The sequence below is a fragment of the Hyphomicrobium sp. ghe19 genome (assembly GCF_902712875.1).
Taxonomy (GTDB): domain Bacteria; phylum Pseudomonadota; class Alphaproteobacteria; order Rhizobiales; family Hyphomicrobiaceae; genus Hyphomicrobium_B.
Genome location: NZ_LR743509.1, coordinates 3282831 through 3297371, shown reverse-complemented (window position 1 = coordinate 3297371; position 14541 = coordinate 3282831). Strand labels below are relative to the sequence as shown.

Sequence of the window (14541 nt, the reverse complement as noted above, 5' to 3'; positions counted from 1 at the left end):
GAGCAGAAAAGCTCGAACTGGGAGGAACCTAAATTGCCTGGTTGGATCCGGCTGTGGTTTGCCTTCGACGCAGTTATCGCGATGGCGCCGCCGGTGTATTGGCTTTTTGCCGAACCAGCCGAATCCATTACCGGCATTCCAAACGCACTGGTCTATTTTCTTCTCGTCGGCACGATCATCTGCGCCAGCATCATTGCGGCATACCTCGTTCAGGTGCGCGCGATCGGTGATGTCGTATGATCATAACATTTGGCGCTGTCACCATCTTCTTTCTGGCCATTACTACCATCCTCCAATTCAGCCAGATCGGCGACAAGACCTTTGCCAACTACGCCGTAGGCAATCGTTCATTCGATGCCCGCTACCAGGCCATGTCGTTCCTGAATACTTGGTACCCCGGCGCAATATTCACAGCGTTCGGAGGCATGGCAGCATCGTCGGGGATCATTTCATTCTACCTCCTATCATACAGCCTGCTTACCGTGGTGCTGATGTACCTCATAGCCAAGCCGGTTTGGGTTTGGGGTAAGACGTTCGATCTGCGTACGCAGGCAGATCTTTTCGCGCTCCGCTATGACTCCCGCCACATCCGCACGATCGCGGCCGTCATAGGAATCGTCTCCGGATTTCCGTGGCTCGTTCTAGGGATGCTCTCGCTGGGTGTGCTTTTTCATTATTTATCACTTCGCACCTTGTCGCTTCCCTCGGCTGTCCTCGTCGGAATCGGCGTCATAACCTTGAGGCAGATTTGGACGATCCGGCTCGGCATGCGCGGCGTTGTCATTTCGGATTTCTTCCAGGGCCTGGTGGCGTATGGCGCGGGAACCATTCTTCTCGTCGGACTTATCGCGTGGCTGGTGTTGAGCAAGGGCATAACCTTCGCATCGCTCGATTCCGGAATGCTGGTGCTACCCGGTCTTAGCTCCAAAGAAGGCGCTCTCTATCTCTTCAGCCTAATCTTGACCGGCACCATTGGCGGTTGGTGCTGGCCAGCCATATTCGTCCGCCTCTTTACCGCCGATAGTGTGCGCAGTCTTAGGAAGTCGGCCGCGATCGCCGTTCCGATTTCACTTCTCTTCGCCTCCTCGCTCCTAATCTTTGCCATGCTCGGATCGAAGATACCGTCCGTAAGCGCGCACCCGAGCGATGTTTGGTTCATCGTCAGTCAGGAAGCCGGCGGTCAGTGGCTGCTTAGCCTGGCCGGTGTCGTCGTTCTGGCGGCGTCGATGGGAAATATCGACGGTCACATACAAGCGACCGGCACGCAGCTCGCCAATGACCTTGCCGGAAACTATCTGAACTTAAGTCAAAGGCAGCTCATCCTTGTGGCGAAAATTGGCATGGTACTTCTGACATTGTTTGCCGCTTGGCTTTCATGCTTGGAACTTCCGGCCTTGGTGTCGATCGCAATTATTGCTTACCAAGGAATCGTCCAACTTGCGGTCCCGCAGTTCCTAGGTATTTTTTGGAAGCGTGGAACCAAGCAAGGTGCGATTGCGGGGATGGTCGCCGGGTTTATTGTCGTGCTCTTGCTTGAGTATCATTCTCCAAATTCACTCCCCTGGGCCTGTGGACTGACCTCCGGGGTAATAGCGTTGGCCATTAACGCTGTGATCTACGTCGGAGCCGCCTACCTCCTTCCAATGCCGCATGAAGAGCGTCGGCGCGTCGACGCGCTCTTCGCGCGAATCGCCAGTCATCCTTAGAGGATTTTGAAAATCCGCTCAGGCCTCGGACGCGCAATACAGCAAATCTTCTCTCATTGCGCACCACGCAACTCGCCATTCCAATGGCGCTCCATCAAGGCGAAGGAGCAAGCGATCAAGACACATAACTCGGTCGCTAGGCTTTACTCCAAGTGCTCGCGCCGATTCACGGGGTGGCTTAACAATTTTGACTGTTTCGCTCATTTGTCCCAAAGCAAGGCCGCAGAATTGCGCAAGCTCAATTGTCGTCATTAGGCGGAGTTTGTCGTCGTCTAAGTCTTGAGGGAATACATGACTGGGAGTTATCGAGATCTCGAATTTGACCGGAACTCCCAGATCATCCTCACAAAGCCTTTTAGCGCAAAAAATTTTGTTGTTCGCTTGCATTCCCAATTTGCGTTGTTCCTCCGCAGATGCATCGCGTCGATCCACGGTGCATTGCTTAATATCGAACTGCGGGCGGCGGCCATCCGCGTAGTGGATCCGCTCATACTTGCCGCAGATGTCGTCTATTTTCTTCAGAAACGTGCCTATCCCCTTTCGACGAACAATAATTCCCTGTTCGTCGAGAAGTTCAAATGCCCGGCGCGCAGTGCCGACACTCACGCCCAATTCGTTAGCAATTTCGGCCTCATTGGGCAGTAGGTTGCCGGGAACCCATTCCCGCTTTGCGATCCGGCACAAGAGTCTTTCGTGGACTTGCATATATAACGGTTTTGCGACGATTTTATCCGCACGCATATCCACTGCAATTGTCCCCACATGAGCAAAAAGTTTTCATTCTTATTTGGTTAAACTAGCATTCAATCCATAGGATCCGCAACCTTTCGTTGCCGATATCTGCAAGGGATTATCTTGAGGCGACAGCAATCTGCCTGATGCGCAAAATAACCCAGATGGGAAAACAAAAACTTCGCCTGAGCGTGAAGCAGCAAGAAATGCTTCGACTGTTTTGGAGGTCAGCCCTGTGGCGCCGCTTCGTATCGCAGTCGCGGAGATTTGATCCGTTCGAATAACGGGAAGCGGGCAGATGCCGCCGCACTCGTCAAATATATTGCGCACCCAAAATCCCCCAGCGTCGGACCCGTGTATGCCGTGGATAGTCACGGCGGGATGCGCGCGTCGGATGAATTTTACAATCCCAAAGAATCCACGTGCTTCGTAGATCTGCGGAAGATCAAGCACCTCGACATGATCGGATAGGTTGGCGTCGGCGATTGCCGCCCGCAACAGTTCTCGCCGAATGTCGTATTCGTAAAACTGATTGCCGGTGGGAAAGTAGTTTTTACCAGGATCAGAAAGGGCAGTGCGCTCGTAGGTCCGCATCCCATCTTGCATTGATACCTTGAGCTCGCCTCGCTCGATTGCGGTCCGATGGAGCTTTGGTATCGTCGTTGCGTGGATGTAAATGCGCTCAAGCCTTCTCGTCTCAAGGGCCATCTTCAATATATGCAGGTGCGTTTTGTGAATCGGATTGAACGAGCCGACGAAGATTCCGATGCCGCCTTCGGGGTGCCATCGGGTTCGAACATCTGTGAGCATGCTCGTCATCAAATGACTAATATAAAGCGCTGCTGCTGCGGTGCTGACCACTATGGCGATCTGCGAGGACAAACATGCCCCCGTGGTGAGCCAGAGACCGATCGAGTACCCAAGAATGGTATTGCTGATCCGCTCGCCGTAGCCTCGGTACGCAGCAACCGTCATTAAGGTCTGGATGCCGGCCCAAGCGATCGTGAGTAAAATTATAAATGCTGGGGATTGTGTAGTCTGCTGCGGCGTGTTTGCGCTGAAAGCCAGGACGTTGACTGGACAACAATAGAGCAGCCTGAGTACTCGCGCCGGTGTGACGAGGCCGAGCCGCAGATTAATCGCGTCTTCCCACGCAACAGTCTGCTTGACGCAAGCGGGTAGCAGCCACGCCCACAAGCCCATCGCTGTGCCTATCGCCCCAGTTTTTAGGAGAGTCGGCGGCGAGCTGTGCAGAAGCGCCAATAGGGCAACGGCGCCAACGATTGAAAAGATCTTAGTCTTGTGGGCGCCAAGCCCGAACCTGGGAATTTTCGCAGGCGCATAATTCGACTTTTTTGCCGTCATCAGGACACCTAGCAGCAAAAGAAGACGGGTCTGTTTTCAATTGAGAGCCTTAGCGAAGCTGGCAATTGGGATAGATGCCCTTGTATTTATCGAAAGCATAGGGGCCGTACTTTAGTGGCTCTTGTCTCCTGTCTTGGGAGTCGTGCTCACCTCGAACCGGAACGATGATCGTGTCGAAATCGGGTTGAAAGAAAAATGGCAGTGATATCCTGGCGCGGTCGGTAAGGACGCGGTGCCGCGTTGCGACGTAGAGATTGTTTGTCCAGTACTGCAACATGTCGCCAATGTTGCAGATGTAGGCGTTCGGAATCGTCGGCGCATCGAACCAGTTTCCTTGCCGGTCGCACACCTGTAAGCCTGGACTGTTGGCCAGGAGTATCGTCAGGCAGCCGTAGTCCGTATGCGCGCCGCAGCTATAGTCGCCACGCTCTATTTCAGCGATTGGCCCGGTCTGCGGATTCTGCTCTGCGAGCCGGCGCAATTCTTCCGGTTCCGGATAGTTCGTCGTCCGAAATTGCCAGAAGGAGCGACCATGAAAGGCCCGGTAAAAATAGTCGTCTTCAAGCGACAGACTAATAGCTATGGCGCGCATAAGATCGAAGCCCAGTTCAATCATATCCGCCACGTAGTTTGATATCGCAGCTCTATATCCAGGAATGTCGGGCCACAGGTTCGGGCCGTGCATCGGCTTTCCGGCCAGAACGTCTGGATGAGACTCGTCAAAATCGACGCTGAATTCCATGAGTTCATATGAATTGCGTTTCCCATCCGCAAGCTCCGAAAGCACGGGGGCGTAGCCCCGAAAGCACCGACTCCGCCGCTCCATGGATAGCTTCATCTTATCCTCTAGCGGCAATGCAAAGAATTGCGCCGAGTTTTTGAAAACATTGTCTATTCGCTCTTTGCTTATTCCGTGCCCGCGAACGTAAAAGAAGCCGATATCGCGGCATGCTTCACCAATCTCGCGCGCTACGCGCTTTGTGCCTACGGCATCGCCAAAACGGAGAGCGGTAATGTCTATAATGGGTATCGCATCCGAAATCATCACATCCTCCGTTTATATCCGCGTCGGCAATTCAAATATCTATATATTAGACATTGAATATTGGATATTCGAATAGATATTCCCGATCGCATATTGGTGATGTTTTATATTGACCATCATTGATACTCTTGTCTATAGAGCTAGGCGTGGCGTCTCGGAATTAATGCCAGAAATAAATGGCATTTTGACGCCTCAATATTTGCGGCATTTCTGCGGAATAATAAAACGCGAAAATAAAAATATTGGGAGGCGTGCGTGGATCTAACCATGAGTAACCGCCAATGGCAGGGCGAAGGCCAGCAAAGGAAAACGTCCGATGCCGCCGAACCCTTTCCATGGCTCGCCGCTCTGTTTGAACTCACCGCGCCCAAGGAATTCGACGCGGCTGCCCTCGCTGACCTGCGCGAACAGTTCCTGCGCTGCGGTTATGTCAAGCTGCCAGGCTTCCTGACGCCCGTCGCCCTAGAGTTCCTCAAAGCCGAGCTCGACCGCCTCGAGACCAGTGCGTCGCGCCGGGCCTTCGAAATGCCTGGCTACAACACGCCGCGCAGCCTCTCCGTTCTCGGCGGAACGACCATCAAGGCCCAATCCCCGTTTCTGTTCGGTCTCTACCAACACAGCGCTTTGCGCACCTGCGTCGAACGGGTGGCGGGGCGCACCGTCTATTCTTGCCAGCATCCGGAGGAGTTCATGGTCGCAAACTTGCTCCACCGCAGCGGCGACACCCACGGCTGGCACCTCGATGATCCTGCCTTCGCTCTTGTCCTCTTCATCGACGCGCCACTCGAGGGGCAAGGCGGTGAGCTGGAAATGATCGCTAACTGGACCGATATGTGCCGCCGCAAGGGCCGGCGACCGGACGAAGACATCACCGATCTCATCGCCTGGGCTGCCGAGAACAATCTCATCGAACAGAACCATCACGCCCCAGGAGACGCCTACCTCCTGCGCGCCGACATCAACCTGCATCGCGTCAGGCCGATCACTGGTGCAGACACACGCAGATCCGTCTTGAACCTCGCCTTCCAGGCCAACTCAACGGCCAAATACTCACAAACCGCAAACCTCCTATACGCCTAAGCCAGTGGGGGAAATCAGGAATTTGAGAAAGCGTATGCTGGAAGTACCGCACAATCTTGTGCCGACCACTGCCGACTGGCCTAACCACGCGCCAGGCGCGAACTGGCTTGAAAGGGTGGAATGGTGTTGGATGCGCTTCGATGAATTGCGGCCGGCCACGCTCTACGCTGCCCTCCAGTTACGACAGCAGATATTCATCGTTGAGCAGGGCGTTCCCTATACGGACATCGACGGACGCGACCTCAAGGCGAGCCATCTCTTCTGCTTTTTTGACGGTCGCCTCGCGGGATATCTCAGAACATTGCCCACGGACCAATTTGCGCTCGGTTATGCAAGTTTTGGCCGGGTCGTCGTGCATTCACGATGCAGACGACTCGGCATTGGGCGGCAGCTCGTTGCAAGAGCCATCAGCAAACTCGCTGAAACCGAGCCGGGAATTCCTATCAAAATATCATCGCAACTGTATCTCCGGGACTTCTACGCATCATTTCAATTCGTGGCCCAAGGCCTTTCGTACATTGAGGACCGCATTCCTCATATTGCGATGATCCGGCCAGGCGATCCGAATTGACGTTTCCTCACAGGGTATCAAGCGTTTCGGAGGCACCATGATTAGATCTGGAATAGAGCCCAAGATAGCATTCGACCCTATGCACACTCCGCAGCCGGGCATCAGCCCACCACTCCCGGAAGAAAACGTGCCGGTCACGATAATCGGCGCCGGTCCTTATGGATTGTCGCTGGCGGCGCACCTACGTGAATCAGGCACGAAGTTCCGCATTTTTGGCTCGCCAATGAAAAGCTGGCTGGCGAACATGCCTCGTGGAATGTGCCTAAAATCTACAGGGTATTCGTCGACGCTCTATGATCCGAAACGAGCCTTCACTATTGGCCACTATTGCGCAGAACGCAAAATTCCATACGCCGACATTGGGTTGCCAGTGAAGGTCGAAACATTTTGCCAATATGCAATGGCCTTTAAGGACCGATTTGTGCCGGACGTCCACGAAGCCCGCCTCACAGAGCTATCGGTGGCAGGGGACGAATTCCGCCTTCGATTTGATGACGGCACCCACATTAAATCTCGCCACGTCATCGTCGGTGTTGGCTTGGAAAAATTCCGCAGAATGCCAGCGGAGCTTACGGGATGCCCCACGGCATTTGTCTCTCACAGTGGCGAACACACTGATCTGCGCCGCTTCCGCGATGCTGTCGTGGCCGTCATCGGAGCGGGCTCTTCGGCGATCGATATGTCCACGTTGATCCATGAGGCGGGTGGAAAGCCCGTTTTAGTGGCGCGGAAACAGCAGATTGAATTTGGTATCGAAGAGAGCCTGGAAAGGCCGCTGTGGGATCGCGTTTTCCGCCCCATGTCAGGCATAGGTCCGGGTTGGACTAACTATATTTGCGCGAACTACCCCGGCGTATTTCGCCAACTCCCCGACGGGGTTCGCCAACGGACGGTGAATACCTTCCTTGGCCCATCCGGCGGTTGGTTCATGAAAGAGAGGTCGAAGGCCGTCTCACGGCTTCTAGGCCATCGAATAGAGGCAGCAGATGCGCGCCAGGGAAAGGTACATCTGACACTCGTATCGGACAGTGGGGACAAGCAAATTCTGGTTGCGGATCATGTCATTGCAGCAACCGGCTACAAGATGGATGTTGAGCGGTTGGACTTTCTCTCGTCGGATATATTGCAAAGGCTGAAAGTCGTCGCTTCAACCCCTCGGTTGTCCGGCGATTTTGAATCCTCCATTCCCGGGCTATTTTTCATCGGTCCCATTTCAGCAATGTCCTTGGGTCCCGTTATGCGTTTTGCTGCTGGGGCAGGGTTTACTGCGGCTCGCCTGTCCAAACTCCTGGCGAAACGTACCGCATCACAAGCCTAGAGAACCAATCCCCGAACCTTGCGGCCGCGATCGCTTGGCTGCGACATGCCCGTGATTTACACGGCGAGCATGGGATGGAGAGAGCTCTTACGCCCTCTCCCTCTCTTAGCCGAGCGGCCTTATCTCAGATTGATGCGATTGCAAGCGTCAGGTCATGGAGTTGGCCAAAGTGCGTGCGTGTGTCTGCTCGTTGACCGGCTTCGAAATCTTCGCGAACGCGCTTGCGCATGTCTTGTCGGTTTACGTTGGGCCAACGGATAGTCATCCGGTTCAAGCCACGCGTCAGAATTGACTTGCTGACGGCAAGGGTCTCGGCGCACCATCCGCCCTTCACCTCAACCGAACCAACCTCGGTACCATTGACGTCAATGATTACATTTCCGATTTCCAGGGCGCCGGGAATTCTGCATTCGATCTTAAGCTCAAGGTTTTCGGTCTCTGTGCAAACGAATGTGAAAACACTTTCCGTCTCGTAAGCGGCCTTGAACGACCTGCGGAACCACCTGTTGGCATCCATGAGGTGCGTCCAATGCGGATGAAGCAAATCAATTTCGCGCACCAGACCCAAAGCGAAGTCGGGATCGAGCTGCCTGTCTTGTAGCTCCGGAAATTCTGCCTGCATGGCCTCAAGCATGGGAAATTCATTGATCAAACCACGCGAGATCAAGCCAAAGCCCATGAGGTACGTAGAGGCAATCTGGTGCTCGACGAGCTCGCCAAAACCTGAGATCCACACGGATGGCGCCGCGTGCCGGAACGCGTCAAAAATGAGAGGTACGCTACGGTCGCCGAGTGCGGGATGGCATGTCACGGCACGCCGGAAGTGATAACGACAAATCTCCGGCTCCTGGCCCCAATGCGCATTGTGAACACCAGCCAGCAAATGCGCCCAACCTTCTTGCTCGGACATGGGTGCCGGAGCCAGCGCTATGAGATCGTCCAGCTCGGCCGTCTCGTGCAACATTGCTTCCTTGATAGCCTGAGCAGTCGCTGCCATTGCAATCTGGATGCCTTCTGCGGTCAGATGGCAATAGTCCAGGAACTGAGTCCGGCCCGGCATTTCGTTGCGATAATGCCTTTCGAAAATGCGTGGCAAATCCACGATCTTAACGTTCTCCTCATTGCCAACGCGCCTGATCGTATCGGCTACGACCTCGAAAATTCCCGGCAGCACACGAGTGTCGTCGTTGACATCGCGACTCTGCCGAAGTGTAGAGGAAGCATCCCTTGAATTGCTCTGCTCCAGGCGAATTCGAGCGAGGAGTTCGAGGCTGCAAGACGAGGCGCCTCCGTCCAACACGATAGCCTCACGCGCATACCTTTCCGCATTGGTGAGGTGCCCGGCCTCCAACATGCGCTTGGCGTCGGTATAAGCCGCGATCCAACGTACAGCGTGATCATTGGACATCAGCGGAACATCGAGCGTTCCTGCCGGGCAACTATTCCAGTCCGCAAGATTGATTTCGGGCACAACAAAGATGAGTGGAACGCCGACCTCGCTCGCAATGCGCGCCAGTTCACGTATGGTTTCGGTTGCGATATCGCAAGCGCGCGCGCGTTGCCGCGCCATCAGCGTTGCCACCCCTCCATCTTCTGATAACAGCACACCGTCAGAGAAAGCCTCCACTGAGGTTCCACCTAATGGCTTGGCACGCCAATTATTTCCGGCAAATGCGACGAATGCGTCTGGCTGCAGCACACAAGCTGCCCGTGCCATTTCGGTAAGCCACCACGAACCACAATTGCTTTGCGCAAGGTCGATTACCTCCACGGGCTCGCCACTCTCAGTAAGTTGGCGCTCGAGAACCATCGCCGGACCGTAAAGCGGGCTGAAAAAGAAGCCTCTGGCAACGGATTCGCCCAAAAAGACGATACGCTTGCGATCAGATTTCTTCGAGATGCGTTCCACATCCGCGCAAAATCGCCAAAGGTCTATATGCTTGCGCGACCGCACGAAGTCTCCGCTATTTGCATCTTCCTCCCAAATCCCGATCGCGCGATTTGCTGATTCGCTGGGGCGGTCGAAGCCTAAGATGTCATCCCGCAGGGAGCTGAACGGACCTGTCCATATCTCTGCATTCTTTGCTGCGTCATTCGCCTTGCCTTGACACATCAGTTGCAGCATCGCCAATGCATTGGCATCGCCCTTCATGAGGTCGGCCAGACGAGAAGCCATATGTTGTCTTGCTAGCAGGTCGGTCATGGGGCAGCTCCTTCCAGACGGCGTCAAAGGAACGAGTAGACGTTGGCGCGCTCACTGACTTGCCGCTTCTTGGCATTACGCACGCCCAACATTTCGATGATCTCAGTCCAGGCCGTCGGACGTTCCGATCGGTCGATGAGACAGTCCTCCATGACGAGGACGTCGATATTTGAGATCACGAAACACCACATCGCGTGGATCGGATCCATGACAATGGCGTCGCCACGGAGATTGAAGGACGTGTTCAGCAAAATCGGGCAGTCTGTCAGCCTGTCGAATTCTGTCAGCAGTGCATGAAAGCGGGGACTGACATTCCTGTTGACGGTCTGAACACGGGCGGACCCATCGACATGCGTTATAGCTGGGAGGTCCAATTTCGACGTAACCTGGCAAGTCTCCAGCATGTAAGGCGAAGTATGTCGGAGATCGAAGTGATCTGACATTTTTTCTTCGAGTACGGCTGGCGCGAACGGCCTAAAGGCCTCGCGCATCTTGACTAGAGCGTTGATGCGGTCGCGCATCTCCGGACGTCGCGGATCGGCGAGGATGGATCGGGAACCAAGCGCACGTGGACCAAATTCCATGCGACCGTGAAACCAGCCTACGACTTTACCGTCTGCCAATCGTGCCGCGGTCGCCTCCACCAAACCGGCTTCGTCCCCGCGAAAATAAGTTGCAACTTTTCCCAACGGGCTCGCATCAACAATTTGTTGGACCTGAAGGTTCGAGAACGACGGACCGAGATAGACGTGTGTAAGAGGATGAAGACGCGAGCCGTCTTTTGCGTGTCGAGCCCAAGCAACAGCAGCCGCGCCAAGCGATCCGCCTGAATCACTCGCCGCAGGCTGGACAAATAAATGCTTGAAAGGGCCTTCCCGATGAATACGGGCGTTCGCGACGCAATTCAGTGCGACACCGCCGGCCATACACAAGTGCTCGCTCGGGTATTTGTCATGAAGATATCTGACCTTTTCGAGCAGGACGCCCTCCAGGGCTTTTTGCAAACTGGAGGCGATATCCGTGTGAAACTGATCAATATCCGATTCCGGAACGCGAGGTGGCTTCCCGAGCAGCTCACAAAGCTTGTCGGAGAACATGCGATCGCCACTTACAAAGTCGAAGTAGGAGAGATCCAAACGGTACTGGCCGTCGCTTGATGACGCGAAGAGTTGTTGAATCTTGTCGAGGTACCTGGGTGTCCCATAGGGGGCCAGCCCCATCACCTTGTATTCCGCATCGTTCACATCAAATCCGAGATAGGCGGTTACAGCGCTGTAAAGAAGACCCAATGAATTCGGGAATGTGACCTCCTCGAAAAGGTCTACAGCGTTGCCTTCAGCACGCCCATAAGTCGTGGTGGCCCATTCGCCCACGCCGTCGACGGTCAGAATGTCGGCTTCGGGAAAGCCGGAGAAATAGTAAGCACTGGCTGCATGCGAAAGATGATGGTCGACGAACTCTATTGGCCCCTCATATCCGAGGGCCTGACGGATCTCGCGTTCGGCGCGGTTCGGATCGATACGAAAGCGCGCGTCAGGCCGGTAAAGAATATCAGGCAATCCGGCCCAAAGCTGGCGAGCGAATTTCTTGTTGGGATCTTCGTAGTAGGCGATTGCAGTGATGTCCTGAATGCTCACTTTGGCTTCCCGCAGGCAATACCGAAAAGCGTTCGCGGGAATGGCACTGTCGTGTTTTAGACGAGAAAATCGCTCTTCGTCGGCTGCGGAGATAAGTTTGCCATCCTTTATCACGCAGCAAGCAGAGTCGTGATAGTGAGCGGACACGCCAACGAATACGCTCATGATCGTCTCCCGACAGCAGCCAAGTCTCGATACCTTTCCCGCGGTGGATTAGGCGTATAGGAGGTTTGCGGTTTGTGAGTATTTGGCCGTTGAGTTGGCCTGGAAGGCGAGGTTCAAGACGGATCTGCGTGTGTCTGCACCAGTGATCGGCCTGACGCGATGCAGGTTGATGTCGGCGCGCAGGAGGTAGGCGTCTCCTGGGGCGTGATGGTTCTGTTCGATGAGATTGTTCTCGGCAGCCCAGGCGATGAGATCGGTGATGTCTTCGTCCGGTCGCCGGCCCTTGCGGCGGCACATATCGGTCCAGTTAGCGATCATTTCCAGCTCACCGCCTTGCCCCTCGAGTGGCGCGTCGATGAAGAGGACAAGAGCGAAGGCAGGATCATCGAGGTGCCAGCCGTGGGTGTCGCCGCTGCGGTGGAGCAAGTTTGCGACCATGAACTCCTCCGGATGCTGGCAAGAATAGACGGTGCGCCCCGCCACCCGTTCGACGCAGGTGCGCAAAGCGCTGTGTTGGTAGAGACCGAACAGAAACGGGGATTGGGCCTTGATGGTCGTTCCGCCGAGAACGGAGAGGCTGCGCGGCGTGTTGTAGCCAGGCATTTCGAAGGCCCGGCGCGACGCACTGGTCTCGAGGCGGTCGAGCTCGGCTTTGAGGAACTCTAGGGCGACGGGCGTCAGGAAGCCTGGCAGCTTGACATAACCGCAGCGCAGGAACTGTTCGCGCAGGTCAGCGAGGGCAGCCGCGTCGAATTCCTTGGGCGCGGTGAGTTCAAACAGAGCGGCGAGCCATGGAAAGGGTTCGGCGGCATCGGACGTTTTCCTTTGCTGGCCTTCGCCCTGCCATTGGCGGTTACTCATGGTTAGATCCACGCACGCCTCCCAATATTTTTATTTTCGCGTTTTATTATTCCGCAGAAATGCCGCAAATATTGAGGCGTCAAAATGCCATTTATTTCTGGCATTAATTCCGAGACGCCACGCCTAGCTCTATAGACAAGAGTATCAATGATGGTCAATATAAAACATCACCAATATGCGATCGGGAATATCTATTCGAATATCCAATATTCAATGTCTAATATATAGATATTTGAATTGCCGACGATGGTGGAATAAAAAAGCGAAAGGCGGACGCTTGTGAGTCCTAGGAGCTTGTCGACGGCGGACTGGGGAACATTGGTGATGCTGTCCGTTCTTTGGGGCTTTTCATTTATCTTCGCCAAAGTCGCCCTTCACGAACTGCCGGTCTTTTTGTTTGTTGCGCTACGGGTGGTGCTGGCCGGAATAACTCTTGTCTGCCTTTTAAAATTCGGGGGCGCACAACTGTCGGTGCCAAGAGCTGCGCGAACGGCAGTTATTTTTATGGGGATATTGAATTGCGTCATTCCGTTTTGTCTATTTGTATGGAGTCAAAAATATATCTCGGCAGGCCTGGCATCAATTCTCAATGCCACAACGCCGCTCATCGCTATCGTTCTGGCGCATTTTACTACGCAAGATGAAAAAATTACCCGTTGTCGACTACTGGGGACAGCAATTGGTATTGGCGGGGTAATAGTAGTTGTTGGGGCCGCTGCTCTGAAAGGGGCTAAGTCCGATGCATTGGCGCAAATGGCGTGCATAGTCGGCGCATTCTCTTATGCGCTTGCTGGCGTGTACGGTCGACGCCTTGAAAATATGGGGGTGTCGCCGATGAGCGCGGCCACCGGTCAAGTTGTGGCGTCGGCATTTTTTTTGGTTCCGTTGTCAATAGTCATCGATCGACCATGGGAATTGGCATTGCCAAGTCTTGCGACTTGGGGCGCCATTGCGGGTGCAGCCGTACTTTCAACTGCCCTTGCATATATCTTGTATTTCCGGCTCTTGGCGACTGCCGGGGCCACAAACATGTTGCTCGTCGCTTTATTGGTACCCATCAGCGCAATAATACTTGGCGCCGTTTTGCTGGATGAGAGACTGCAAACGAGACAATACGTTGGAGCGCTCATTGTTGTGGCTGGGCTGGCTGTCGTCGATGGCAGGCTCCCGTCATATATGGCAAAGAGAAGCATGCTCATCGCGGGCTCAACGCAACGATAATTCCACCAGGGCGTTACATTAGTGCTGGTCGTTGACGTCTTTCGCATAGGCGCAGACGCTTGGAGTCAATGCGGTCCTACTAGAAGATATGGGATGGGGTTCGGTCCGCTTCAGCAATTGCGCTCTGAATCTGTCCGTCAACCGTATAGATGTGCAGTGCCAAGCCGGGACCAATCTCAAGAAATTTCGTGAGGAGCGGGGCTTCTCGCAGGAGGCCTTTGCCGACCTCTGCGGCCTGCATCGCACCTATATCAGCGGCATCGAGCGTGGCGTCCGCAATCCAACTGTGCTGATCGTTGAGAAGATCGCCAAGGCGTTGAAGATTTCAGCTGCGGAATTGCTTCAGGAAATCAAAGCGTCGTCCAAATACGAATAGTGGAAGCCCCTGCCAGCCGAACGGCATGCTCGCCGTGTAGACCGTCCAGTCGAACTTGCGCCGCTTGCCCCAGGCGTCGAACGGGCCTCGTTCGACGCCTGGGGCCGCTGCCGTCGGTGACGACGTCGAGCGAGTCCAATTGATCGTCAGCAGATACTGCGTCTGCGATTGCCAGCTGCCCGGAGCGGTTTGCGTGTCGATTGTCCCCGGCGCGCCGGCATACAGTAGCCATCTTACGGAGTTGGTCGAACCCAATAGCTC

14 protein-coding genes are annotated in these 14541 nt (G+C 54.8%); 7 read left to right on the top strand and 7 right to left on the bottom strand.

Translation table 11 applies throughout. The features are described from left to right. The first annotated feature begins 33 nt into the window (after positions 1 to 33). Together AACL53_RS15645 and AACL53_RS15640 are read left to right on the top strand one after the other, a co-directional pair. On the top strand, positions 34 to 240 hold the full coding sequence (locus tag AACL53_RS15645; RefSeq protein WP_339085459.1) for a hypothetical protein: 207 nt from the start codon (positions 34 to 36) through the stop codon (positions 238 to 240). Continuing rightward, positions 237 to 1706: a sodium:solute symporter gene (locus AACL53_RS15640; protein ID WP_339085458.1), complete on the top strand. Its 1470-nt coding sequence runs from the start codon at positions 237 to 239 to the stop codon at positions 1704 to 1706. Before AACL53_RS15645 ends, AACL53_RS15640 begins: the two co-directional genes overlap by 4 nt. A gap of 18 nt (positions 1707 to 1724) precedes the next feature. Here the strand turns inward: AACL53_RS15640 and AACL53_RS15635 are convergent, their stop codons facing one another. Genes AACL53_RS15635 through AACL53_RS15625 form a run of 3 tightly spaced genes read right to left on the bottom strand, consistent with a single transcriptional unit; the run spans position 1725 to position 4848 of the window. Beyond that, positions 1725 to 2447, bottom strand: a complete 723-nt coding sequence (locus AACL53_RS15635) for a GntR family transcriptional regulator (RefSeq protein WP_339086961.1) — start codon at positions 2445 to 2447, stop codon at positions 1725 to 1727. A gap of 42 nt (positions 2448 to 2489) precedes the next feature. Continuing rightward, positions 2490 to 3803 (bottom strand): hypothetical protein, encoded by a 1314-nt coding sequence (locus AACL53_RS15630; RefSeq protein ID WP_339085457.1) that lies wholly within the window; start codon positions 3801 to 3803, stop codon positions 2490 to 2492. 49 nt (positions 3804 to 3852) lie between these two features. After that, on the bottom strand, positions 3853 to 4848 hold the full coding sequence (locus tag AACL53_RS15625; protein ID WP_339085455.1) for an isopenicillin N synthase family oxygenase: 996 nt from the start codon (positions 4846 to 4848) through the stop codon (positions 3853 to 3855). A 267-nt stretch (positions 4849 to 5115) separates the two neighbouring features. Between AACL53_RS15625 and AACL53_RS15620 the strand changes: the two genes are divergently transcribed. The 3 genes from AACL53_RS15620 to AACL53_RS15610 all read left to right on the top strand — a co-directional run bounded on the left by AACL53_RS15620 (position 5116) and on the right by AACL53_RS15610 (position 7817). Continuing rightward, complete coding sequence (locus AACL53_RS15620; protein ID WP_339085449.1) at positions 5116 to 5928, top strand: hypothetical protein; 813 nt, start codon at positions 5116 to 5118, stop codon at positions 5926 to 5928. Positions 5929 to 5962: 34 nt separating this feature from the next. Then, positions 5963 to 6499: a GNAT family N-acetyltransferase gene (locus tag AACL53_RS15615; RefSeq protein ID WP_339085453.1), complete on the top strand. Its 537-nt coding sequence runs from the start codon at positions 5963 to 5965 to the stop codon at positions 6497 to 6499. 79 nt (positions 6500 to 6578) lie between these two features. Beyond that, the gene (locus tag AACL53_RS15610) at positions 6579 to 7817 is read left to right on the top strand and encodes an NAD(P)-binding domain-containing protein (protein ID WP_339085452.1); all 1239 of its coding nucleotides are present in this window, start codon (positions 6579 to 6581) and stop codon (positions 7815 to 7817) included. 124 nt (positions 7818 to 7941) lie between these two features. Here the strand turns inward: AACL53_RS15610 and AACL53_RS15605 are convergent, their stop codons facing one another. The 3 genes from AACL53_RS15605 to AACL53_RS15595 are packed head-to-tail and all read right to left on the bottom strand — an operon-like array spanning position 7942 to position 12683. Beyond that, positions 7942 to 10020: a hypothetical protein gene (locus AACL53_RS15605; protein ID WP_339085451.1), complete on the bottom strand. Its 2079-nt coding sequence runs from the start codon at positions 10018 to 10020 to the stop codon at positions 7942 to 7944. 23 nt (positions 10021 to 10043) lie between these two features. Further along, complete coding sequence (locus AACL53_RS15600) at positions 10044 to 11822, bottom strand: carbamoyltransferase N-terminal domain-containing protein (RefSeq protein WP_339085450.1); 1779 nt, start codon at positions 11820 to 11822, stop codon at positions 10044 to 10046. Positions 11823 to 11870: 48 nt separating this feature from the next. Continuing rightward, on the bottom strand, positions 11871 to 12683 hold the full coding sequence (locus tag AACL53_RS15595; RefSeq protein ID WP_339085449.1) for a hypothetical protein: 813 nt from the start codon (positions 12681 to 12683) through the stop codon (positions 11871 to 11873). A gap of 294 nt (positions 12684 to 12977) precedes the next feature. Between AACL53_RS15595 and AACL53_RS15590 the strand changes: the two genes are divergently transcribed. Continuing rightward, complete coding sequence (locus AACL53_RS15590; protein ID WP_339085448.1) at positions 12978 to 13904, top strand: DMT family transporter; 927 nt, start codon at positions 12978 to 12980, stop codon at positions 13902 to 13904. An 88-nt stretch (positions 13905 to 13992) separates the two neighbouring features. After that, positions 13993 to 14280: a helix-turn-helix domain-containing protein gene (locus tag AACL53_RS15585; protein ID WP_339085447.1), complete on the top strand. Its 288-nt coding sequence runs from the start codon at positions 13993 to 13995 to the stop codon at positions 14278 to 14280. Here the strand turns inward: AACL53_RS15585 and AACL53_RS15580 are convergent. Then, a complete protein-coding gene (locus tag AACL53_RS15580; RefSeq protein WP_339085446.1) occupies positions 14230 to 14535 on the bottom strand; it encodes a hypothetical protein in 306 nt (101 codons plus the stop codon). The two genes, AACL53_RS15585 and AACL53_RS15580, sit on opposite strands and share 51 nt — an antisense overlap. Positions 14536 to 14541: the final 6 nt, after the last annotated feature.